Source organism: Terriglobales bacterium (assembly GCA_035624455.1).
Classification (GTDB): Bacteria; Acidobacteriota; Terriglobia; order Terriglobales; family Acidobacteriaceae; genus DASPRM01.
In genome coordinates, this window is sequence record DASPRM010000092.1 from 39,689 (window position 1) to 63,419 (window position 23,731).

Genomic DNA, 23,731 nt, shown 5'->3' on the forward strand with positions numbered 1-23,731 from the left:
GCTGAGCAGTGGATTAGCGGAAGGAGAGAGGATGCCCATGAGAATTCGCCAGGGAGTCAAGTTGGCATGCCTGGGGCTGGTGCTGGCATGCATGCTGCTGTCTGTAGGGAAAGCCAATGGCCAAGCCAAACCAGAGCCGGCAGCCCCAAAGATCAAGGTGGGAGACACGGCGCCGGATTTCACCCTGCTGACGTTTGATGGCAAAGATCTGACCCCGGTTTCGCTGCACGATTTCCGCGGGAAGAAGAATGTCGCCCTGGCATTTTATGTGTTCGCGTTCACCGGCGGTTGAACCCAGGAGATGAAGGCCTTCCAGCAGAATCTGCAAAAGCTGGAGGCGGCCGACACCCAGGTCCTGGGTGTGAGCATCGACAGTCCTTTCGCCAATCAGGCTTGGGCACAACAGAATGGCTTAACGTTTCCCCTGCTGGGAGATGTCTCCGGCGCGGTTACGCGTGAATATGGCCTGCTGAAGCCCCTGGAGGTTAAGGGAGTAAGGCTGGAGTCCGCCAGGCGAGCCACGTTTCTCATCGACAAACAAGGCAAGGTCGTGGAGATGCAGGTGGACAAGGAGGCTGTAGATCCCAGCAAGATTGTGACCGAGTGCGAGCGCAGGAAGAAGACGTAGGAAGCTCAAGGAAAACGCGAGATCTTTCGACTCGGACGAGGATTTGTAAACCTCGTCCTCGCTCAAGATGACATCCAGAGGGCGAGGCTACCTTTTGGGTGGCTCCGCACACGTGCTGAAACTTCACTCGCCAGGTTCGAAACGGTATCCGACCCAGGGTTCGGTAAGGATGTAGCGGGGAGAGCTGGCCTCAGGCTCAATCTTTTTCCGCAGTTGGCCGACAAAAACGCGGAGATACTCGGGTTGCTCGACGCTGTTGGCTCCCCAAATAGCACTTAACAATGCGCGATGTGTAATGACCTTCCCCGGGTGCTGGGCCAGGTAGACGAGCAAATCAAATTCCTTGGGTGTAAGGCGCACCGGTTGTCCGCCGACGATGACCTCATGGGCGGCCAGGTCGATGTGAAAGTCGCCCACCTCGATGACTTGCGGTGCGGCCGTCTCTGGAGCGGGCGTGCGCCGAAGATGGGCTCGTACCCGCGCCACCAGCTCTTTCATACTGAAAGGCTTGGTAACGTAATCGTCTGCGCCGGCATCCAGCGCTTCCACCTTGTTGCGCTCCTGTCCTCGCACCGAGAGAACGATGATGGGCAGCTGTGACTTCTCGCGAATCTTCCGGCACAAAGCGATACCGTCCAGATTCGGCATGGCGAGGTCAGTGATTACCAGATGGGGCGTCCAGTCGCGGAGCACCTCGAGTGCCTGTTCGCCGTCGTTGGCGGTGCGGATGTCGTAGCCTTGGGCGCCCAGAGTCGTACGCAGCACGCGCGTGATCTGGGGCTCGTCGTCGACTACCAGGATGCGCCGATGATCAGGGCTGGGATTCAAACGGCAAAATTCTACCCGAGGACATCAATCTCGGATATGAGAGCTTGGCAGGCATGCGCAGTTACAGGCCAAGGCGGGAACGAATCTTGGCAACAATGTCGGGGACCGTATCGTTCACATCGATCGCGATGGCGTGCTCAGGCTCCAGGGGCTCTTCCAGAGCCTCGAACTGGCTCTCGAGCATTCCCGGCTTCATGTAGTGTCCATGCCGCTCACGCATGCGCTCCTCGATCAGGCTGAACGATCCGCGGAGATAGACCAGCCGGACCTCCGGGTTGATCATCAGCACCTCCCGATAAGACCGCTTAAGAGCCGAGCAGGCGAGAACGGTATTTTCTTTGGCCCCAAGCCAGGCAGCGATTGCCCGTCGAAGGGACTCGAGCCAGGGAGCGCGATCCTCGTCCGTGAGTGGAATTCCAGCTGACATCTTGGCGATATTGGCGGCAGGATGGTAGTCATCGGCGTCGGCGAATTTCCAGCCGAGTTGTTGTGCCAGCGTTTCGCCGACTGTAGTCTTGCCGGATCCCGACACACCCATCAGGAGGATGATCATCCGATGGGTGGCTACGCCACCGCCGCCGGCAGCAGGTTCGCGGCTGGCTTATCTACTAACCAAATCAGCATGCCTTGATCGAGCTTGATGAGCTGCGCAGGGAGCTCTTCGGGCTGGTTCGGTCCAGTGAGCACTTCCTTCAGCACCGCAGCTTTGCCGGAACCGGATACCAGAAAAATGCCACAACGAGCGTGGTTGATAAGCGGAACGGTCATGGTGATTCGATAGAGGTTAACTTCCTGAACAAAATCCGCAGCTACCAGGCGGTTCATCTCATGAAGCAACGGAGAATGCGGAAACAGCGAGGCGGTGTGACCATTTTCTCCCAAGCCAAGCAGGATAAGGTCAAAACGCGGTGTTTCACCTTCCTTCGCGCCACATACCTGGCGGATGGTCTTTTCGTAAGCCGCGGCGGCTTCCTCCGCTTTGCCCAGTTGTGTGGGAACTGCATGGACGTTCCCTGACGGTATCGGGATCTTGGATAGGAGGGCTTCGTTCGTCATGCGGTAATTGCTTTGCGGATTGTCCTGCGGAACGAAGCGCTCATCTCCCCAACAAAGATGCGTTTTGGACCAATTGATGTTGTTGCGCCATTCCGGCGTGGCCAGCAACTGATACAAGGCCTTGGGAGTTGACCCGCCAGACAACGACACCAGGAATCTCCCGCGTGCAGCGATGGCCTCGGTCGATAAGGCGGCAAACCGCCGAGCGGCTTCCTGGTTCAATGCTGCGTTATTGTCGCAAATCACCACGTTGGGCTTACTCATGAGTGTGCTCCTAAGCATCAGGATCCGCTGGGCGCAATGGAAGGCGTATTCTCTTCTGCGCTTCGCGGCGCAGCAGGCAGGATAAAGCGCTCCATGGCCAGGGCGAATCCATCCTCTTGATTGGAATTCGTGACAAATTGGGCAGCTGACTTCACCTCGCGTGAAGCATTGCCCATGGCAATGCTCATTCCGCTCCGCCGGAACATAAGCACATCTGTGGGCATATCCCCCAGGGTGGCGATATTGGCGGTATCGATTCCCAGCAACTTGGAAAGCGACAGGATGGCATTGCCTTTGTTGGCATCATAATGGGTCACGTCAAGATAGAAGTCTGCCGAACGCGTGGCGGAGATGTGGGTGTCACTGCGCGTTCGCAGATCACGCTCGCAGAGCGTTATCAGATTGAAGTCGTCGCTTACGCCTACCAGTTTGTCAACGCTGTTCAGCACGGCATTGGTAAAGGGCTGCGGTATGAGTCCCGTGTGCTCGCTATGTGACGCGACATGCTCTCCCTTGAGATCGCCAACGTACCAGTCGCGATCGGCATATGCCCACAACCCCAGCTTGTGCTCGAGGATGACGGCACACACCAGGCGGGCATCGTCCGGATTCAGCGGCCTTCGGCGGAGCACCTCGAGCCGGGGTGAGACGATCATTCCGCCATTGAAGCAGGCCACCGGATCCACAATCCCCAACTCATCAATCAGAATTTTCACGGCCAGAGGCGGGCGTGCGCTGACTATGGAGAACCGGATGCGAGCCTCTCGTACCTTGAATACAGCTTGAATGGAACGTGGGGAGAGCTGTTTCTGCTCGTCGAGCAGGGTGCCGTCCACATCCGTGACGACCAGCCGAATTTGTGGCTGCAACTCCGGAATTTGTTGGCTCTGGCTCACAAATCGCGATCAGTGATGTGAATCGTTCGCCAGCGGTGACGGTCGGAGGCCATCAGATTCTTGGCTTCGTCGGGTCCATCGCTGCCGGCGGAGTAATTGGGAAATTTTGGCGGGGGCAATTGCGCCCAGGCCTCTTCGATAGGAGTGATGATCTTCCACTCTGCCTCGACCTCGTCGCGGCGGGTAAAGAGCGTGGCATCACCGCGCATGGCATCGAGCAGCAGGGTCTCGTAAGCGGCAGGCGTATTCGCGGCAAAGGCATTCTTGTAGGAGAAATCCAATCCCACGGAGGCGGCTCGCATCTGCGTTCCGGGGATCTTGGCCGCAAAGCTGGCGGTGATACCTTCGTTGGGCTGGATTCGAAGACTGATGACATTGGGCTCGATCTGTTCGTCCGGAGTACGGGAAAATAAAGCCTGCGGTGTGCGCTTGAAATGAACTTCGATCTCCGTCAAGGGGCGGGCGAGACGCTTTCCGGCCCGGACGTAAAAGGGAACACCGGCCCATCGCCAGTTATCGACACCGAAGCGGACTGCGGCATAGGTCTCGGTGTTGGACGTTTTGCCGACCCCGGGCTCTTCACGATACGCCGGCACAGCCTTGCCGTCGATCTTCCCCGCGCCGTATTGCCCGCGGGCTGTGCTCTTGGCGACCTCTTCCACGCTCATGGGGCGAATGGAGCGCAGAATCTCCACTTTCTGCTCGCGGACGGAGTCTGCGTCGAAAGCCACGGGTGGTTCCATCGCCGTCAGAGTGAGCAGCTGAAGCATGTGGTTGGCAACCATGTCGCGCAACGCCCCAGTTTCTTCGTAGAAGGCGGCTCGGTTCTCGACACCGAGCGTTTCAGCGGCCGTGATCTCGACGTAGTCGACGTAGTTGCGATTCCAAACGGGCTCGAAGATGGAATTGCCGAAGCGAAACACGAGAATGTTCTGGACCGTTTCTTTGCCGAGATAGTGATCGATGCGATAGACATCGCGCTCGTCAAAAACACTCGAAACAATCTGGTTGAGTTGCTGGGCACTGGCCAGATCGTGGCCAAAAGGTTTTTCCAGGACGATGCGCGACCAGCCTTTTTGCTTTTTCGCCAGCTTCACCGAACCCAGGCCCTCGACAATTGGAGGAGCCAGCGAGGCAGCTACAGAGATGTAGAAGAGAGTGTTCGGGCTTGAACCCGATTCTTCCATTTTCTTCAAATGTGCGGCCAACTGGGGATAAAAAGCACGATCGTTGGCATCACCGCGAAAATAGGAAATTCGTTTTTCGAAGTCGCCCCACCGTGCATCGCTGTAATCGCGCGCTTCCTTGGAGGACGAGACAGCCTGCCGCATGCGCGCGCGAAATTCCTCCGTGCTTAACGGAGTGCGTCCGATGCCCAGAATCTCAAACTGGTTATGGGTGCAGCCGAGGCAGGCCAGGTCGAAGAGCGCGGGTAACAGCTTGCGATGCGCCAGATCACCGGTGGCCCCGAAAATCACCAGCACACAGGATTCGCCCGGGGGAAGGGAAACAGCAGCCGGTTTTTCCCGAGGAACAGCCTGCACCAGGGTGCTCATTTTTGTCCTCCCGTTTTCTTCTCTCCTAGTAAGGTGAGCCAATCAGTGTGGACGAATCCCGCCTGCGGGCGATCGGCGAGTCCGACCATGCCAAAATCTGCAGTCACGGTTGACATAGATAGCTCCTATCGCCGGACACCCGTCTCCAGGGCAGGGGAAACAGTTCCCTGCACGACGGCGAGCAACTGTTTGAGACCTACTTCAACATTGCGGCCAAGATCGATGCGAATCGCCCGGCGATGGCGACGCGACAGCGACTCAAAATCACCCAATGCCTGCGCCTGCTTCAGGATGCCGAAGGAGAAAACCTCGCCGGGAATCTTGACGTCCTCGACATCTTCGGAAGTGATCTGGATGAAGACGCCACTATCCAGGCCGCCTTGGTGGAGCTGGCTGGTGGAGTGCAAGAAACGCGGGCCATAACCAGTGGTAGTGGCAGCGTGAGTCTGATTGCGAATCAGCACTCGCATCTGTTGCAGCAGATCGTCGTACTGCGGCAGCTCGTCGATGTATTGGGTGATCGCTACGTAGTCCCCGGGTCGGACTCGCGCCAAGTGCGCTTGTATGGCGTCCGACAGCGAGGAACTCCCGTTGGCCAGTGCGGAGCGATTTTCAGAATCACTGAGCACATGAATGGATCCCTCAGTAACAATCAGCTCCTGCTGTGCGAGCTTGCCGTTCTTGGAGTATTCCGCCAGCAGGCGCCTGGTGTTGTCCTTGGACTCCTGCACATTGGGCTGGTCGAAAGGATCGATGCCCAAAAGCTTGCCGGCAACCGGCGTGGCAAATTCCCATAGGAAGAATTCCTGGCCCAGATCCTGCGAATCGAGGAGGATGTGGCGAAGCACGGGATGGCCGGCAGCTTGCAGCGCTTCCAGCTTGCGCTCGATGTCAGGTGAGGTAACCGACTTTGTGCGGATGTAGACGAACACGCGGTCATCGCCGTAAATCTCAGGAGGACCTAAAGGCTCGCCGGCAACCGGCACGATGCCCTTGCCTTCCTTGCCCGTACTCTCGGCGATGAGCTGCTCGATCCAGAGGGCGAGTGAGTCGATCGGAGGTGGAGTGATAAACGTCACCTTGTTACGCCCGGCGTTCGCCAAAGCTCCGATAGCGGCGCCGAGGCGCAGGCCGGGATTCTCATTGGCAGGAACAGCAGCAGAGCACGCATGCATGGCTTCGACAGCATGGCCCAGCAGAGCTGAAAACGGCCCTCCCATTACGGCCAGAGGGACCATGCCGAAGTAGGAGAGAGCAGAGTAACGCCCACCGATGTCCGCCGGGTTGAGAAAAACTCGCCGGAATCCGTTGCGCTCAGCTTCCTGCTGCAGCTGGGTTCCGGGATCGGTGATGGCAACGAAATTCTCTCCCGCCTTCTTTCCGCGAATCTGCTTCACGCGATCGAAGAAGTACCGGTAAAACATTTGCGGTTCGGTCGTGGTGCCGGACTTGGAGGAGACGATGAACAGCGTCTTCTGCAGATTGATCTGCTGCTCGAGATGCAGAATGGCGGCAGGAACCGTGGAATCGAGCACGTGCAGTCGCGGAGAGCCATTACGCCTGCCGAATGTGAGGCTGAGGACCTCAGGACAAAGGCTGGAGCCGCCCATGCCGAGAACTACTGCATCCTCAAATCCGGCTCCGCGGACTTCCTCATCGAAAGCAGCCAGATCAGGCAAGTCTTCCGTGACGAGCTGGGGTACGGTAAGCCAGCCGAGAGCGTTGGAGATGGTCTTCTGATGTTCGGGTTCAGACTTCCAGACAGTGGAGTCTTTCTTCCAGGCGCGAGCAACATAATCCTGTTTTTCCAGCCCCTTGAGGGCTTCGTCCACTGTGGACTGATATTTGCCCAGCGCCGCAGTGTGGCGCTCCAGTATGGCGCTGACAACCTCGTCGCGCCGGTCGCGAATCACTTCCAGCAACTGCTCATAGGATTCAGCGAAAAGCCTGACACCATCAACCGTGAGCTTGTCGGTAACGGCCTTGAAGTCAATCCCAAGAGCCTTGAGTTCGGCGAAGACTTTGTGCGCTTCGTCGAGGCCTTTTTCCAGTGTGAGTGTGGGTTTTCCATGGTCACGGTAGGCGTCGATGGTTTGCGGAGGCATAGTGTCCACGGTATCGGGACCGATAAGCGTCTCCACGTACATCACATCCGAATACTTGGGATTCTTGGTGCTGGTGGAAGCCCACAGCGGCCGCTGAACTCGCGCACCCCTGGCCTTGAGCGTGGCAAATCGAGACGAATTGAAAATGCGTTTAAACGAATCGTACGCCAGCTTGGCGTTAGCTATCGCCGCCTGGCCGTGAAGAGCGGAAATGCGGTTCTTAAGGGCCTGATCTGTCGTCTGGGCAAGCCTCTTATCCAGTTCCTTGTCGACCGCCGTGTCGATTCGGCTTACGAAGAAGCTGGCTACCGAGGCGATATTGTTGATCGGCTGCGCCGCGGCTACGCGCCTCTCCAGGCCCTTGATATAGGCTTCCGTGACCTGCTCGTAGACTTCAACCGAAAAAATCAGGGTTACATTGATGTTCAGCCCGGAAGCAATCAACTCCTCGATGGCCGGCAGTCCTTCCGCTGTGCCCGGCACCTTGATCATGACGTTAGGGCGATTGAGTTGAGTAAACAGGGCCTTTGCTTCCTTGATAGTACGGGCTGTGTCGTGCGCCAGCAGGGGCGAAACTTCCAGGCTGACATAGCCGTCATTGCCCTTATGGCGGTCGTAAACTCCGCGAAAGGAATCTGCCGCGCCTGCGATGTCTTCGGTGACCAGTGCGTCATAGATCTCTGTCACACTGGCGCCTTTTCGAGCCAGGGCGCGCAAGCTGTCGGCATAGTCATTGCTGCCGCTGATGGCTTTTTCGAAGATGGTCGGGTTGGAGGTGAGTCCGCGCAGGTCATCTTCGCGAATCATTTTCTTCAACTCACCACTGGTCAGAAGCGCGCGACGGATCTGATCCATCCAAACGCTCTGCCCGAGGGCTCCGAGTTGAACCAGTGGATTGGGGTTCATAGGACTCCTCGCAAACCGTTGTCAGTATCGGGTTAAGCCACACCGACGTTCAGTTCCGGGTCATGCTGAGCGAAGCGAAGCATCTCTGGGTTTTGATCGTGCCCAGTTTCTAGCCGTCCTTTGGCTAGTGAGGGAGGTCGCGTCATAGAATCGACAGCCGATGCCAACTCCTGCCGCGGAACCCGGCTAACCGTTTTTTACTGTCTGCAGCGCAGCTTTGGCTTCGGCGACCACGTGTTCAACAGTAAAGCCGAAGCCTTTCATCACATCCTTGATCGGAGCGGATGCACCGAAATCGCTGTGGGTAACGGTGCGTCCTTCATCCCCGATGTATTCGCGCCAACCCAAGGCGGTGCCAGCCTCCACCGCAACGCGGGCAGGAACCGCGGCCGGAAAAACGCTTTCCTTGTATTCCGCAGATTGCTTCTCGAACAGACGCCAGGAGGGGAAACTTACTACCCGGCAGCGAATTCCTTCCGCCGTCAATTGCTCATAGGCTCCGATACAGAGCTGAACCTCCGAGCCGCTCGACATCAGGATCACTTCAGGCTGGCCTTTGGAATCCGCCAGAATGTAAGCGCCATTGCGCAAGCCCTCCGCGGAAGCATATTTCGCGCGATCGAACGTAGGTATGGCCTGACGGGTAAGAACGAGTGCGATGGGCTGATCCTTGGTGGTCATGATCACGCGCCAGGCCTCTGCGACCTCGTTGGCATCGGCAGGACGAATCAGAATCAGGCGAGGCATCGCCCGCAGGGACATCAGTTGCTCAATGGGCTGGTGCGTTGGTCCATCCTCACCGAGGCCTATGGAGTCGTGAGTATAAATAAAGATGGACGGGATATCCATCAGCGCCGCCAGGCGCACGGCGGGTCGCATATAGTCCGAGAAGATGAAAAAGGTTGAACCAAAAGCACGCAGCTTGGACAGGGTCATACCGTTAACGATTGCGCCCATCCCGTGCTCACGGATTCCAAAGTGAAAATTCCGGCCACCATAGCTTCCTACTTCGAACGACTCAGCGCCGGAGATTAAGGTTTTTGTTGAAGGCGCCAGGTCAGCGGAGCCGCCCAGCAGCCAGGGCACATGCTTGGCAATCGCGTTTTCAACTTTGTTAGAGGAGTCGCGGCTCGCCACGCCCTTGGCGTCTGCGGGAAACTTCGGGATGTCGCTCTCCCATCCCGGAGGCAATTCTCCTGCCTGAATGCGGTCCCACTCGGTGCCTAGGTCAGAGTAGGTACGTCGATACTGGGCCAGCTGCGCATTCCACTCCTGCTCCAACTTTTGGCCGCGATCGATCGCCTGGCGCATGTGTTCGCTGACCTGCGCCGGAATCAGGAATTTGGCGTCTACCGGCCAGCCATAAACCGCTTTGGTGAGGCGAACCTCGTCCTCTCCCAGGGCCTCGCCGTGAGCTTCCTTGGTGTCCTGCTTATGCGGAGAACCCCACCCGATGTGGCTGTTGACGATGATCAACGTCGGACGGGACTCTTCCCGCTGAGCGGCGCGCAAAGCCGTGTCGAAGAGGCTAAGATCATTGGCATCGGGAACGCGAATGACATTCCAGTGATAACCGTTGAAGCGATTGGCAACATCGTCGCTATAGGCTAAGGCGGTGTCGCCCTCAATGGAGATATGGTTGTTGTCGTAAATCCAAATCAGGTTTGAAAGCGCCAGATGTCCCGCAATCGAGGCCGCTTCGTGAGAGATGCCCTCCTCCAGGTCGCCATCGCTGCAGATCGCGTAGACGCGATAATCGATCAGCGTTTGGCCGGGCTTATTGAATTGAGCCTCGAACCAGCGCTCGGCGATGGCCATGCCTACCGAGGTTCCGACTCCCTGGCCAAGGGGCCCGGTCGTGGTTTCGGCTCCCGGAACCAGGTGATATTCGGGGTGCCCCGGGGTCTTCGACCCCCACTGCCGAAAACGTTTGAGTTCATCGAGCGACAGGTCATATCCGGTCAGGTGAAGCATCGAGTAGAGCAGCATGGAGGCGTGGCCGGCGGAGAGCACGAAGCGATCACGATTGGGCCAGTGCGGGTTGTGTGGATTGTGACGCAGGAAGCGGTCCCACAGTACGTAGGCCACCGGCGCCAAGGCCATCGGGGTGCCAGGGTGTCCGCTGTTTGCTTTTTGCACGCCATCCATCGACAGGGTGCGAATGGTGTTGATGCAGAGCAGATCCAGTTGAGCCGGAGTCAGATTGGTGCCGGGCCAATTGGCATCTACTTCAGGGCTGGGGGCGACAGGAATTTCTACTTGGTGTGCCACAGGTCTCCACCTTTCCGCTGCTTACGGTTGTCTTATGGGCGAATCTCCACCTTGAAGTCCGCACCCTGCCAGGCGTTCTCCTCAACCCAGCGGAAGGTGAAGCGAACCGGAGACTTCTGCCCAGATGAGATGGCGATGTCCACAAAATGGATTCCGATTGATGTTGCCGTCGAATGGGTGTCGTTCGCGGTTTCCCATTCGTCCTTTGTCCAATGAAGAATGAATTCCGAAGCCGCCAGAATTCGTAGGCGTCCTCCGGCGGGGACCGACCGCACCTGGCGATTAAACTTCCAGACCTCTATGGATTTCCGCTGGCCACTCCCGCCAGCGTAGCGTTCATGGATCAGAGGAAGGCAATCGAAAACCCTCCCCTCCGCTTGTGAGCGTAGAAGCTTGATGTATTCCGCGTGTGCCCACATCAGGGGAATGGCAGCACCTGTGGGGCGTCCGAGAAACAGACGCCGTTTGGGGTTATCTGGCTGGTCCCAGACCTGTTCCGGAATCAGTCCAATGCCATTGGAAAAGTTTTCCATGGCATGGATATAGGGTTCGGCGTCGCGTCCGGCAGCTATCTCGTAATGCCCACGCTCTCCGGTCAGCAACGGCCAAAGGCGTCCGACACCCCACCCGGAGAACGAAGAACCGTCGTCTCGGTCGCCATAACCATCATGATTGTATCGATGCCAGGAGGGCCCCAGAGGTGTCTCAACTTTCAGAATGGCATCGCAAACCCGCAGAGAGTCGACGATGAGAGGGTCGTCTGCGCGCCGTATGCCAAACCGAACCAGCTCCAGAAAACCGGGATCAACAATGTCCCTAGCCGGGAAACGAGTTTGGGTCCCAGGCGGACGATTAGCGAGAGTGACGATGCCGGTGTTGGGATCTTCGTCGCCGGTTGAACCCTCACCGCTGCTGGCTGGGTTAATGCGAATGTAATGGCGAGAAATGCCGGGCACCAGTGTGCCTTGCGTGGTCACCGTCCAGGGCTCTACGTGCGCCTCAAGAAAATCGGCGTATTCACGCACGAACTCGGCAGTTGCGGAGTCGCCGTGTTCTTCTATAAAGTCCGCGGCGCAGATCAGGGCAGTAATGTTCACCGCGAGCGTGTAAGGAGAGTAGCCACCCGCTTCCTCCCAGCGATCCTGCTTGGTAGCTGGCCCCTTGCGGATCAGGTATTCGCAAGCACGCAGTACCAGTAAATAGGGATCAAAATTCTCCAGGGCTTTGGCTTCCTTCAGCCGCCAGGCAAGAAGGATCGGAAAGGACACCTCATCGAGCTGCACACCTGTCCAGTAAGGCCTGCCGTCGATCCAGAAGTTCTGATAGAAACCGCCGTCCGCACGCTGCGAGACTGCCAGATAGATAAGGGCACGAAGCGGGGTGTTGACATCGCCAACGGCGAGCAGGGCACTGGCCAAGTTGACCATATCGCGTGTCCACACGAGATGGTAACCCCCCAGTTCGTCGTCTCCCTTGTCCTGTCCCCAGGGAATGCTTAGAGAGGCAATCATGGCCCCGGGGTAAAGCTTGTCTTCGTGTGCCAGCAACAGATTCACGCTGCGGGAGAAAACACGATAGTGGGAGTCACCATCAGAGAGCTTAGAAACCAAGCTGAAGCGTCGGCTCGTGCGATGCCACTGGTCGACGAAGTGCTCGTATGCGGTGGCGAACGGAATGCTGATGGACTGCACCAGGCAAGTGACGGCGTCGTGCCGGGATTGGCCGAAAGCCAGCCCCAGCGTGAACTCGGTACCGAGGCTGAGATCGAGCTGGGCGGTGAGCGCTATATTGCCGTCGAGAGCCTGGGAATACTCCCAGTCCATCTTGTAGTTGTTGTTGAGGTCAGTCCAGCCGTCGCTTCTTCCGACATAACCGCAAGAACACTTCAGGAATGGAAAGTTTGTTCCTCCCAACGCCAGCCATACGCCGTCTTTGTAAGCGACCAGTATTTTCTTGCCTTTGATATCCAGCACTTCGCCATTGTTGTGCCAGCCGCCAATCTGAAGATGAGGAGCGCACAGCACGAAAAGCTGGAGACGAGAAAGAAGTTCGGGAGCAGCGCTCAGGCGGGCATGAGTCAGGACGCAATTTTGGTGCGGATCACCGATGATCGTCTTGCGGATGCAATAGCGCTTCTGAGGGTCGGTATTGACGATTTCAAATCCCAGGGCGGATTCGGAAATGCAATCCAATTGGGTATCCAGACTGCGGCGTTCATCGTGAAAGAAGCTCTCACCGTCGGTGATCATGAACTGCATATCACGAATCTGGGGCTGGTCAATGGTGGGGTAATAAACCTCGGTAAGAGCGCCGCTGGCCACGGTGTACCAGACACGGCTGGAGGTAGAGTATGCCGTTCCGACCGCATCCTTGGCGCCACGGGTCCAGCGAGGTTCGATTCCGGGAGCGCCGGGGGCGAACGAGTTTTGCTCTTTGTTCAATTGGGTTCCCGATCTCGGTACTCACTCCAGGGTGCTTGCCTGATTCTCCGCCAGATCCGCGTCTGGGTGACGAGTGATAACCGGCAGGCTTTGATCACCTGCCGCCAACAAGGTGTATCGGGCTGCTCCATATAGCCCGGTGCTCGGGTTCAGAATCACGTGAACCGGGATTCGTTCCAGCAAGCTGCCAAGCCGTCCCTTGTCCACAAACGACCGCATGAAAGTGCCATCCAGAAACTTCGTCGCGATCTTGGGAGCAATACCACCACCAACATAGACTCCGGCGACAGCCATCGACTTCAGGGCCAAATTTCCTGCCTCCGAACCATAGAGCGACACAAAAAGATCCAGGGCGTCGGAAGACAGCTTATCTTTGCTTTGCAATCCGAGTTCTGCGATGACCGCGTTGGGATCCTGGGAACGCATTCTGTCTGCTACCCGCGGGTCCTCTTTCTGGCGCCCCGAGTCTCGCAGAAATTTATAAATATTCGATAAACCTGGACCGGAAAGGATTCGTTCCCAGCTGACGTGTCCATAAATTTCGATCAGATAGTTCAGCAGGTCGATTTCCAGAGGGTCACGCGGGGAAAAGTCGCAATGCCCGCCTTCGGAAGGGCTGGGAACGTGGCGTTGACCATTCCAGAAGAGGATCGACTCTCCCAGGCCGGTGCCGGCGGCAATCAGAGCGGCGTTGCCCGTGCCGCGTGCGCCTCCATTCAATGTTTGTAGCTCATTTGGCTGAAGCACACCGATACCCCACGCGGTGGCTTCCAAGTCATTAAGCAGCCATACTTTCTGTACTCCGAGATGATCGCGCAGGACATTTGCGTTTAAGGACCAGGGAAGATTCGTGATGCGCGCCGCCCCATCGACCACGGGGCCGGGCACTCCCAGGCAAATGGCTTCCGGAACGTCGCGTGCCCCGACAAAGGTAGTGATCAGTGCTTCCAGGGTAGGGAAGTTGGCGCTAGGCAACAAACGATCCAGAATCAGATCCAATCCGGTGGGGGTGCGCGCAAACAGCGCCAGGTGCGCCTTGGTTCCGCCGATATCGCCAGCCAGTACCATCACAGGCAATCGACCTCTCAAAGAATTCAACACCGTACTCGTGCGGTGACTTCTGTGTCAACCGAGGCGCGGCTAACCCCTTATTCCTACAGGAATCTACGCATGCGATTACCACATGTGCTCGATAGTTTTTTGTTGCACTGATTTCTAAGCTCGTAAGCAGGAGCATGTTTATGCCGGAAAAAGAAACCATTGAGAGAGCACAGGAAGATGCGCGGGAAGGCAAGTCGCCAAGCACGCAGGCCGGCGAATTTGTCCGCGAGGAAATGCATCACGTGCGGGAAGGGAAGCACGGCGCACGCAATACCAAGCAGGCGATAGCCATCGGGCTCTCGAAGGCGCGCCGCGCGGGAGTAACCCTGAAACCACCTGCTAAGGGCAAGGCGTCTGCTAAGACCCGGAAGCAGGCTGAACGCGCATATCGTCGCGGAAAGAGTTTTTCACGGCGCAAGCCGTCGAGCACCCGTTCACGGGCAGTCCGAGGTGCACTGAAGAGAGAAGGCAAATCGGCAGCCTCGCCCGGCTCGCTATCGCGGCAGGCGCACACCGCCGCCCGGAAACGCGGAAGCACTGCCCGCAGCCGCGCCGCCAAGAAGGCTGCCCGTACCCGTCAACGCCGGGGAAGCGGCAGGTCAACACGGAGAACGGCAAGCACACGCTCTCGTTAACTGGGCACGCTTGGGCTAGGTAGTTTGGCTAGCTGAGATTGATTTTTTCTGCGGGAGCGAATCCACGGGTGGAAATTGCGGGTATTCTTAATACAGGTGATGCGAGCAAGATCAGTCCGCGGCATCGTTGGAAGAAGGAGTGCCCGATGCGCCATCGTTGGCTGTTGTTTTGTCTAGTAGGCCTGAGCGCGATCACTTATGCGCAAGTGACCGTCACCTCACAAGGTTTCGCCACCAGTTCGGGCTGGGCCGTGCCCGGAGCCCCGATTTCACCGCCGCTGCTGTATACCCCTTCGGTGCATCTCGGCGACGTCTCAACTGCGACGGTTGAGGTCCCTCCAGGAGTGGTAAACACTTCGTCATCTCAAATTGAATATCCCGCCGGCCTGCAATCCTGGGGAACAGCCTGGCAGGTTGCCAGTGCGCAGCCGGGCAGCGAGAACATACTCACGGCGGAGCAAGCGCCGCCGTCGGCGCCAGTTCAAGCTCCTATTAGTGCTCAGGCCGCCGGTCAGTCACGCTTCAATTTCGGCGTCGCACAGTTCGACTCGCCATATTCCAGGTTCTCCAAAGACGAGAGCCGAAGTCTTGCCGAGATCGCTGCCGCTGCCAAAAAGCATAAGAAACCCGCAGTACGTACCTATTCGAACGAAGATATAGAGAAACTGAAGCGCTGAGTCGATCGACTCTGACGCCAACCTGCACAGAGCTGCGCGGCATAGTTCTGGTAGAGCCTATCTCATAAACCGACTCCAGTCCGTCTGGCGATTCGCAAAATCCGTCACGCTCTCCACGACGACGGCGAGCGCCTGCCCTCGGAATTAACAGACCCCAAACAAGCCCATGACAACTCCGCCCCGTCCGCAGGCATACCGTTAGGGCCGCGCCACAGCCGACAAAGGAGATCGCAGAATGTACGTCACCCCAGCGTTTCATCCGTCTTCCCGGGCTCTCTCACGGCACCGCTCACCCGGCGAAGCCGCCTTTTCAATAAGGAGACAAGAAATGAGAATGTGGAATATGCGTTGGTTTGTACTTGTCTTTGGGTGCGCTGCCTTGATGACCTTGTCGTCGAAGGCATCCGCCCAGAACGTACCCTTCAAGGTGTACATCACCGGGCTGACACAGCTTGATACAGGATTCGATCCGATTGATGGCCCCATTGCAGATTTCTATGCCAAGGTCACCATTAACGGCGTTCAGCAGGACAACAAGAATGGCAGCGGCGCCTGCAATGACGGCAATGGACTGGGTGGGATTATCGTACCCTTCCCGTTGTTCAACTGGTTCCAAAAAATTTCGGAGTGCAACCTCCCAACTCCCTGGGTCTTCACCCAGATGGTGCCGGCGGGGCAGCCGGTTCACGTTCATATTGAAATCTGGGACTTTGATTCGCTTACAGGCGACGACCAGGCCGACATCAAGGTCGGCCCGGGGAACGCACTCGACTTCGTCGTAGACCCGAGCGTGGACGGCGGCAAGTGGGGCGGCGATATCAATTGGCCGCAGGACTGCAGCCGGCCGGACAACGCACTTGGCGGCAGCAACGCCAATATGTGCTTCCAAATGGGTTTCGACTCCGATGACGACGGTCTGCTGGATGTCTGGGAGCAGTTCGGCGTGGACACCGACAACGATGGCGTGATTGATCTGGACCTGGCATCCATGGGCGCCAATCCCTTGCGCAAGGATGTGTTCGTTGAGTCCGACTTCCTTCAGGCCGCTAACCACACTCATGCACCGAACAAGAGCGCGATTGTGCAGATTGTTCAGTCGTTTGCGAATTCGCCGGTGCAGAACCCCGATGGAACTACAGGCGTACAGCTGCACGTAGATACTGGATCGCAGTTTGGAGCAGGACAAACCTTCTCCCTGGCCGGCCCGAACGGTGTAACGGGAACCTACGGCGACATGGGCGGCGGCGGCACTGCGATACCGGAGGCCGGAAACGAGATCATTGATGGGTTCGGCAAAAACACTCCAAACGTGACGCAGTTCGCGGATCTGAAGAAGGCCAACTTCGACCCCAAGCGCGAGCCAATCTTCCGCTATCTCATCTGGGGACATCAGACCAACGTGCGTGCCGCTTCCGGTGACTGCACGACTGGGGAGACGGATAAGAGCAGGCGCAACTTCATGGTTACGCTCGGTGGTACGCACAGCGATGGTACCCCGTGCTGGGACACAGTGAACGGCTTTTCGGTAGGCACTACCGAGCAACCGGGTACGTTCATGCACGAGTTGGGACACACGCTGGGCCTGCAGCACGGCGGCAATGAGACAACCAACAATAAGCCCAACTATCTGAGCGTGATGAACTATTCCTTCCAGTTCTGCACTGTTCTGTCTAAGGCCGGTCTCCTACCAGGAGGGTGCGACTACTCCAGATTTGGCCCCGGCGGCACCGACATCATCGATCTCGACGAGACAGACCTCGACGAGTGCGTTGGTATCGGAGCGGCATTCGGGGTTCGCGACTGGAACGGGAACAAGATAAATGAGGGCGTCTCGCGTTGCGGGCCGATCTTCACCAACGTGTCCGCCGACACCAACAACGACGGCATCTGCATCACTGCCGGGTCAAACAAGACTCTCGATACCCTCACACTGGGTAATGATGACTCGGTGGACGCCAACACCAATTCAATCAACGATGGTCCGAACCGGTTCTGCGACACGACCGCCAAACCCGACGATCTGCAGCTGGTTCAGGTCGGCTTTACTCCTCCTCAGCAACAGGTGTTGAAAAGCTTCAACGATTGGCAGTCGCTTGACTACAGCCTGCTTACACAGGAGTCTGGATCCGGAAGTGGTGCTTTCGAGGAACAGGAAGCCGACCCGGATACTATCAATCAAGCCCGTCAACATATGAGGACGACCTCGCAGCCGGCCATCACGTTGTCCGACACAGGTCCGGCAACGGCGAAACCCGGCGATCAACTGAGCTACCAGGTCAAGGTCACCAACACTGGACAAGGGCCGGCAGTCTCGGCGGTACTGCAGATCACCAACCCCGATGGCACGGTGCAAACCTCACCGCTCGATGTCATCAAGGTTGGCGACACGCCAAGCCAGACGGCAAACTTCACCGTGCCAGCCAACGCCTGCCCGGGGACCTTTACGGGAGCCGGCGCGTCGCTGAACTTCACGAACATCGCCGGTGATGTCCAGACCGTTTCGGCAGCATCTCCCCTGCAGATTCTGGACGTTCAGCAGCCCTCAGTTAGCCTGTCCGTGACGCCCACCATTATCTGGCCGCCGAATCACAAGTTCGTGGACGTAACGGCCACGATTACGGCAACGGACAACTGCGATCCGAACCCGACCATCACGCTCGTCTCCATCACCAGCAACGAACCAGAAACCGGATTTGTTCAAGGCGCAGCCTTCGGCACCGACGACCGCGCCTTTCAGCTCCAGGCCGATCGTGACACCGGCCACGGAAGGACGGGGCGGGTCTACACGATCACCTATAAGGTGACCGACAAATCCGGCAACTCAACCCTACAAGCCGCAACCGTCACCGTCCCCGCCAACCAGGGCAACTAACCAACGCTAGCAACCACGAGCGAGCCCGCCGCTGCCTTCACGCAGCGGCGGGCTCGCTGCCGCCGGTCAGTCACGCTTCAATTTCGGCGTCGCACAGTTGGACTCGCCATATTCCAGGTTCTCCAAAGACGAGAGCCGAAGTCTTGCCGAGATTGCTGCCGCTGCCAAAAAGCATAAGAAACCCGCAGTACGTACTTATTCGAATGAAGATATAGAGAAACTGAAGCGCTGAATCGATCGACTGCGAGCCTAATCTGCACGGCGCGGCGCTTCAGCAGTTCTGAATGAAGCCTATCTCATAAACCGACTCCAGTCGGTCTGTTCGTCCTGGCCACACCTTCCGGATTGCCCGTCATACGGACAAGTGAGACTCGCGTCATCCTGACGGTCACCGAGTCCGAGCCCCCCCGCACTGGTGGCTAGGCATTCTTTGTGATAAGGAGTGTCATCAATGATTACGGGAGACGTCGCACCGTTTCGACTGATGTATTGCTTTAGAATTCGCTAACTTTGCGCACCCAATTTGTCGGACCAATGGAAAGGATGCCAACATGAGACGCCGGTTTCGATCGCTCGTGCCTGCCTTCGCGGCAGTGTTCTTCTTCGCAATGGTAACTACCGGCACCGCGCGTCGCGTTCTAAATCGAACAGAACCGGCGCGATCGCTCAAACTCTATGTGTTTGAATGTGGCACCATCCACGTCGCTAACACAGAACTCTTCGGCTTGAAGAAGGAGGAAGTCGCCACAAGCGATCTAGCGGTCCCATGCTTTCTCATTGTGCATCCAAAGGGGACATTACTCTGGGATGCTGGCGCGGTACCCGATGCAGACTGGAAGCCGACTGGCGCTCCCGTTGCGCGTCATATCGTCCTTCCCGACCATTGGGAACGAGACGTGACAGTGATCAATTCCCTGAAAAGCCAAATGCTGGAAATAGGATACGCACCGGCGGACATTAGCTATATCGCCCTTTCCCACTACCATTACGATCACACGGCGAATGCAAGCCAATTCACGGGCGCGACGTGGCTCGTGCAGAAGGCGGAGCGTGACGCGATGTTTGCTGATCCTCCTCCCCGTGTGACCCAACCGTCGACCTACGCGAGCCTTCGCAATGCGAAAACAATCATCATTAACAACGAAGACCACGATGTCTTTGGCGATGGAACCGCTGTCATCAAGTGGGCTCCTGGGCATACACAAGGCCACCAAATGTTGTTTTTGAGACTGGCAAAGACCGGGCAAGTTTTGCTGGCTGGTGACCTGTATCACTATCCAGAAGAGCGCACATTGAACCGTGTGCCGACGTTCGATTTCAACCAAGATCAGACGCGAGCAAGCAGAGTTGCCGCTGAAGCATTTCTGAAAAAGACCGGGGCGCAGCTCTGGATTCAGCACGACTTCGTGGGCAATTCCAAGCTCAAGAAGTCGCCGGCTTATTACGACTAGCGCCGTTCCAAGCACCCGAACGGAAGTAAGTGTCGATAAATCGGCTTAGCGTGACCTGCCGCCACAGGCACACTGACCTCAGCCTGCTTCGGGACACCAACAATCTGCTCGACAGAAAACCGCCTCTTCTTCATCAGCCCGTTCCCCAGCTTCTCAGGCTCGATTCTGGCCGAAGACTAACATCCAAGGTGCTTGAAAAATCCGGGCTAATCAGTCCGTGCTACGATCATTCCCCATGGTCCAGAGCGACGTTCGTCGGGTGTTGCAGGTAGCTTCGGGGAATTTTTCTCGAAGCCTACGATGTGCTTGTGTTCGCCTATTTTGCGCCGTCGATCGAGCGTCGCGAATGTGGATCAAGTCAACGCCGGCCTCTTGGCATTTCTAAACTCGGTACAAAAAGCTCGCAGGACGGCAGCCTGAATCTTTACTTCCAGGCAGATTCGGCCTGATTTGTTCCGCCGGTGTTATTCGCCGGATTTGTTTGGAACCCTTTGTTAACGCTTATGCGCTACATGCAGGGGAGCGGAGTTTTCGCGATCTCTTCCGCTTGCCGCCAACGAAGGAGAATCGCAGTCAGTTGGTGGACGCTGCGTGTGGCGCATATGGAACGCGTAGAAGGCCATGATCAGCGAGTTCGAGAGCCCCACAACGAGTCATTGCACTTCCTTCACGCGCGCCCGGTCGAAGTCACAGAACGTCAGAGTGCCCGAATATGTCATCCGGAATCCCCTTTTTGAGTTCGAAGAAGGTGACCATTGCACGCCCAGTTCGCACGCTCCAGCGGGGTCGAGACGATCTTCACCCGGCGCCCCAGCGGTCGGCGATCCCTACCAGTACAGCCGGAACATGCTGAGTCGCGCGCTCGTTGATGAAACACCGCAACTATCCTCCCAACGCCAGAATCGGGCGGTTACTTGAAGAGTCGTCGGCTATCCGCAAGCAATTCGTGCCGCAGGAGTGACCCACGACATCAAAGCAATGGGCTATGTACCTTTCTATGCGCTTGTGAGATGAGTAGATGAGTTCTACTGTGATTCTCGAAATTCCAGCGCACACCGGCACGCGTGGCGTATCTTGGATATGAGTGCCACTACGTTCTCAAATCCGATTGGGCAAGATTGCCGGGATCGAGATCGGGCTGCACTTCAGCTGGTTCATCATTGCCCTCCTGATCGCGCTTTCCCTTGTTGGACACTTTCATCAAGTCACTCCAGGATGGAACAACACGGTGGTCTGGGCAGCCGCCATAGTCACAGCTGTGCTATTTTTCGCGACTCTTCTGCTTCACGAGCTGGCTCATTCCCTGGTAGCGAAGGCAAAAGGCCTGAAGGTTCGAGCTATCACGCTGTTTGCGCTGGGCGGAGTGTCGCAAATCGAGTCGGAGGCACAGGACGCAAAATCGGAATTCGCAATCGCCATCGCCGGCCCCCTGACCAGCGTCGTAATCGGTTTGATTTTCATTGGACTTGCCCGCTTAACCGGCTGGCCTGCCGGAACTGAGCCCAGCACTCCCGTGCCTGCTGTTTTGCTGTGGCTGGGCTACATCAATATTGCGCTCGCGGCTTTCAACATGATTCCGGGCTATCCGCTCGATGGCGGCCGGGTTCTGCGGGCGATAATCTGGTGGATCACGGGCAACCAAGTGCGTTCCACGCGAGCAGCGTCCCGCGTAGGTGTCGGCATTGCAGTGCTCTTCATCCTTATGGGGCTGTTCCGTTTCTTCCTGGGCGCAAACTTTGGTGGATTGTGGCTGGCGTTCATCGGATGGTTTCTGCTCGATGCGGCACGCAGCAGCGGAATGCAAGTGGAATTGGTGAGCGAGCTCCGCGGCCGCCGTGTCTCGGATCTCATGGATCGCGATTGTGCCACCGTCGAGGGCTACATCAGTGTGAGCGATTTCGTCGAACAACACCTGCTGCGCACGGCAAAGCGCTGTTTTGTGGTGTTGCAAAACAATCAAGTCGCAGGACTGGTGACACCAGCCGACGTGAAGAGAGTCAGCCGTGAAGAGTGGAACCAGACCTCGGTGCAGAGTGTGATGCGCCCGGTCAGCGAGCTACGCACCGTGTCGCCCGACACACCCGCTTTGGATGCGCTGGAAATGATGGCCCGCGAGGACCTGAATCAACTGCCGGTTATATCCAATGGGCAGGTGGAGGGGATTTTCTCGCGCAGTCAGGTAATGAGATTCCTGAAACTCAAGTCGGAAATGCGCAACTGATCTTCAGAACGTAATCAAAACAGAACGTGATTGAAGCGGGAATTGCTTTAGAAACCACCAAAGGGTCTAATCAGAAATTCTCGATGGCCCACACGTTCGTCGCCGCAACGTCCTCGCGAATTGCCAGCAGATGTCCATCGGGGGAGGGAATTGCATACATGATTTGGCCGCTCTCCCCCTCTCGCAACAGCGAGGCGCTTCCGTCGAGCGCTACGCGCAGCAAGCTGCTTTGGGGATAGAGCGACCGGAGACCCGTAGTGGCCACAGGTGCGTAGGTGGACTTGGCTGTGGTCACGTAGAGGCTATTGCCATCAGCTGCCCAGTCCACGCACCACAAACCGGACCAGCCTTTGACTGTCACGTCGTGCGTTTCTCCGCTCGCCAGCGAATGGATCTGAATCGAATCAGTAGTGGGAGTGTGGAGTATGGTTGCAAGTTTTGACCCGTCGGGGGACAACCCCCAATTTATGATGCGGCCGCCGGTATCAATCCTACTTAGTTCACGGTCCACGCTACCCCAATTTAAGATACTTCCTCCGGTATCGATCCTACTTAGTTCAGAGCTCGCGCGACTCTTTACGTGCAATTGAAAGAATGTTATCTGATCTCCGTCTTGGATGTCATAGACGCAAACTGTGGATGGCAGCCGCGCACATTCCACATTCCCAAGTCTTGGCCCCGGCCCCGGCAAGGTGGATATCTTCGGACCACGCACGATGATATGGGAAGCCCCTCCCTGCAGAGGCACGGCCGCTATGGCGGAAAAAGCATTCACGTGAGTGGACCCCGGCAAGGACAGGTAGACGACCTCGGAGCCATCGGGGGTTAACCGGGGAATCAATTTGCGATCGGAGCCGGTGGCCAAAAGCTCCGGCAATGGCTGGTCAATCGCCTGCTTGAAGATGGAAAACGTCCCGTTGCGGTCTGATGAAAGCACCACCGACTTGCTGTCTGGAGTCCAGGCAAACGGCTGATTCTGGTTTTCGTCCAGCGTGAGGGGCCTGACCGCAAGCAAACGACTCCCGTCGGGCGACAGGGTTCCTACTGCGGTACGACTCTGCCCTTGAGTCCTGCCGAATACCAGCATCCCGCCATCTGCTGTGGCAGTTATCCCTGCGATCAAGCCAATTCCGCGCGTGAGGCGAAGTGACGATCCCGAAGTCCTGCCCTCCTTGTCGACCCTTACCACCCAGGCATTCGAGTCTCTTTGGTTGGTTGCACTTTCGGCTCGTGTATAGACCAGGCGGCCATCCGGCAACCAGCACAGAGCCGAGCCCAGGTCCTCTTGCGACAACAACGTATTTCTGCGCTCGCTGCGCCACTCGCTGACTTCAATGGAAGTGCGGTATTCGAAAGCGCCGGCCACATGCCGTCTGATATATGCAATATTTCGCCCGTCAGGAGACCAGGTTATTCTCCCCAGCCAGTCCTCGGGAGCATAAGGCACGACCTTCACTTGCTCCTCTCCATCGGAACGCATAACCCAGATCTCTCCCCGGACCGGGGGAACTCGAATGAACGCAATGTAGGATCCATCGGGAGATACAACCCCCGCCTGTGCGTCGTCGGCTAGCTTGCGAGGCTCACCGCCGAGAACCGAAGCGCTCCACAAGCTGGGTTGCACTGCCGCTGTTTCCACGTGATCCACCAGCACGTGGGCGCTGTCTGGGAACCAGCTGTCTATGTGCGCAGAAAAACCTTTGGGTAAAGGCCAGGCGTGGGTTTCGCCGGTCTGCAGCAGTTTCAAATACAGCCCGGTTGTGTCGGAATAAGCCAGGTACTTGCCGTCAGGCGAGATTGCGGCACTATCCACCGGATTGTCA

At 57.3% G+C, this 23,731-nt stretch carries 16 protein-coding genes and 1 pseudogene; 7 read left to right on the forward strand and 10 right to left on the reverse strand.

Annotated features, from left to right (window positions below; translation table 11 throughout):
• Positions 1 to 91: 91 nt before the first annotated feature.
• Positions 92 to 265, forward strand: a pseudogene (locus VEG30_09915) (deiodinase-related protein).
• Positions 266 to 301: 36 nt separating this feature from the next.
• On the forward strand, positions 302 to 628 hold the full coding sequence (locus VEG30_09920) for a redoxin domain-containing protein (protein ID HXZ80235.1): 327 nt from the start codon (positions 302 to 304) through the stop codon (positions 626 to 628).
• A 123-nt stretch (positions 629 to 751) separates the two neighbouring features.
• On the opposite strand, the gene VEG30_09925 is transcribed toward VEG30_09920, so the two are convergent.
• The 9 genes from VEG30_09925 to glk form a co-directional block, all read right to left on the reverse strand.
• The gene (locus tag VEG30_09925) at positions 752 to 1,456 is read right to left on the reverse strand and encodes a response regulator transcription factor (protein HXZ80236.1); all 705 of its coding nucleotides are present in this window, start codon (positions 1,454 to 1,456) and stop codon (positions 752 to 754) included.
• Between the two features lie 61 nt (positions 1,457 to 1,517).
• Positions 1,518 to 2,009 carry a gluconokinase gene (locus tag VEG30_09930; GenBank protein HXZ80237.1) on the reverse strand — a complete coding sequence of 164 codons (492 nt, stop codon included), beginning with the start codon at positions 2,007 to 2,009 and terminating at the stop codon, positions 1,518 to 1,520.
• Between the two features lie 11 nt (positions 2,010 to 2,020).
• Positions 2,021 to 2,776: a 6-phosphogluconolactonase gene (pgl, locus tag VEG30_09935; GenBank protein ID HXZ80238.1), complete on the reverse strand. Its 756-nt coding sequence runs from the start codon at positions 2,774 to 2,776 to the stop codon at positions 2,021 to 2,023.
• A gap of 17 nt (positions 2,777 to 2,793) precedes the next feature.
• Positions 2,794 to 3,672 (reverse strand): HAD family hydrolase, encoded by an 879-nt coding sequence (locus VEG30_09940; GenBank protein ID HXZ80239.1) that lies wholly within the window; start codon positions 3,670 to 3,672, stop codon positions 2,794 to 2,796.
• Positions 3,669 to 5,228 carry a glucose-6-phosphate dehydrogenase gene (gene zwf / locus VEG30_09945; protein ID HXZ80240.1) on the reverse strand — a complete coding sequence of 520 codons (1,560 nt, stop codon included), beginning with the start codon at positions 5,226 to 5,228 and terminating at the stop codon, positions 3,669 to 3,671. The genes VEG30_09940 and zwf overlap by 4 nt, the downstream gene beginning before the upstream one ends.
• Positions 5,229 to 5,353: 125 nt before the next feature.
• Positions 5,354 to 8,239, reverse strand: a complete 2,886-nt coding sequence (locus VEG30_09950) for a bifunctional transaldolase/phosoglucose isomerase (protein HXZ80241.1) — start codon at positions 8,237 to 8,239, stop codon at positions 5,354 to 5,356.
• A 186-nt stretch (positions 8,240 to 8,425) separates the two neighbouring features.
• Positions 8,426 to 10,510, reverse strand: a complete 2,085-nt coding sequence (gene tkt, locus VEG30_09955) for a transketolase (protein ID HXZ80242.1) — start codon at positions 10,508 to 10,510, stop codon at positions 8,426 to 8,428.
• 32 nt (positions 10,511 to 10,542) lie between these two features.
• Positions 10,543 to 12,951 carry a glycoside hydrolase family 15 protein gene (locus VEG30_09960; protein ID HXZ80243.1) on the reverse strand — a complete coding sequence of 803 codons (2,409 nt, stop codon included), beginning with the start codon at positions 12,949 to 12,951 and terminating at the stop codon, positions 10,543 to 10,545.
• Positions 12,952 to 12,972: 21 nt separating this feature from the next.
• Positions 12,973 to 14,019 carry a glucokinase gene (gene glk, locus VEG30_09965; GenBank protein ID HXZ80244.1) on the reverse strand — a complete coding sequence of 349 codons (1,047 nt, stop codon included), beginning with the start codon at positions 14,017 to 14,019 and terminating at the stop codon, positions 12,973 to 12,975.
• A 173-nt stretch (positions 14,020 to 14,192) separates the two neighbouring features.
• Here glk and VEG30_09970 point away from each other — a divergent pair, with 173 nt between their 5' ends.
• The 5 genes from VEG30_09970 (at position 14,193) to VEG30_09990 (ending at position 21,908) form a co-directional block, all read left to right on the forward strand.
• Positions 14,193 to 14,687, forward strand: a complete 495-nt coding sequence (locus VEG30_09970; protein ID HXZ80245.1) for a DNA-binding protein — start codon at positions 14,193 to 14,195, stop codon at positions 14,685 to 14,687.
• Positions 14,688 to 14,833: 146 nt separating this feature from the next.
• Positions 14,834 to 15,364, forward strand: a complete 531-nt coding sequence (locus VEG30_09975; protein ID HXZ80246.1) for a hypothetical protein — start codon at positions 14,834 to 14,836, stop codon at positions 15,362 to 15,364.
• A 328-nt stretch (positions 15,365 to 15,692) separates the two neighbouring features.
• Complete coding sequence (locus VEG30_09980) at positions 15,693 to 18,236, forward strand: hypothetical protein (GenBank protein HXZ80247.1); 2,544 nt, start codon at positions 15,693 to 15,695, stop codon at positions 18,234 to 18,236.
• A gap of 551 nt (positions 18,237 to 18,787) precedes the next feature.
• The gene (locus tag VEG30_09985) at positions 18,788 to 19,687 is read left to right on the forward strand and encodes an N-acyl homoserine lactonase family protein (GenBank protein HXZ80248.1); all 900 of its coding nucleotides are present in this window, start codon (positions 18,788 to 18,790) and stop codon (positions 19,685 to 19,687) included.
• 1,084 nt (positions 19,688 to 20,771) lie between these two features.
• Positions 20,772 to 21,908 carry a site-2 protease family protein gene (locus tag VEG30_09990; GenBank protein ID HXZ80249.1) on the forward strand — a complete coding sequence of 379 codons (1,137 nt, stop codon included), beginning with the start codon at positions 20,772 to 20,774 and terminating at the stop codon, positions 21,906 to 21,908.
• Positions 21,909 to 21,978: 70 nt separating this feature from the next.
• On the opposite strand, the gene VEG30_09995 is transcribed toward VEG30_09990, so the two are convergent.
• Positions 21,979 to 23,731 (reverse strand): hypothetical protein (locus tag VEG30_09995; protein HXZ80250.1); only part of this gene is annotated, 1,753 nt, incomplete at its 5' end.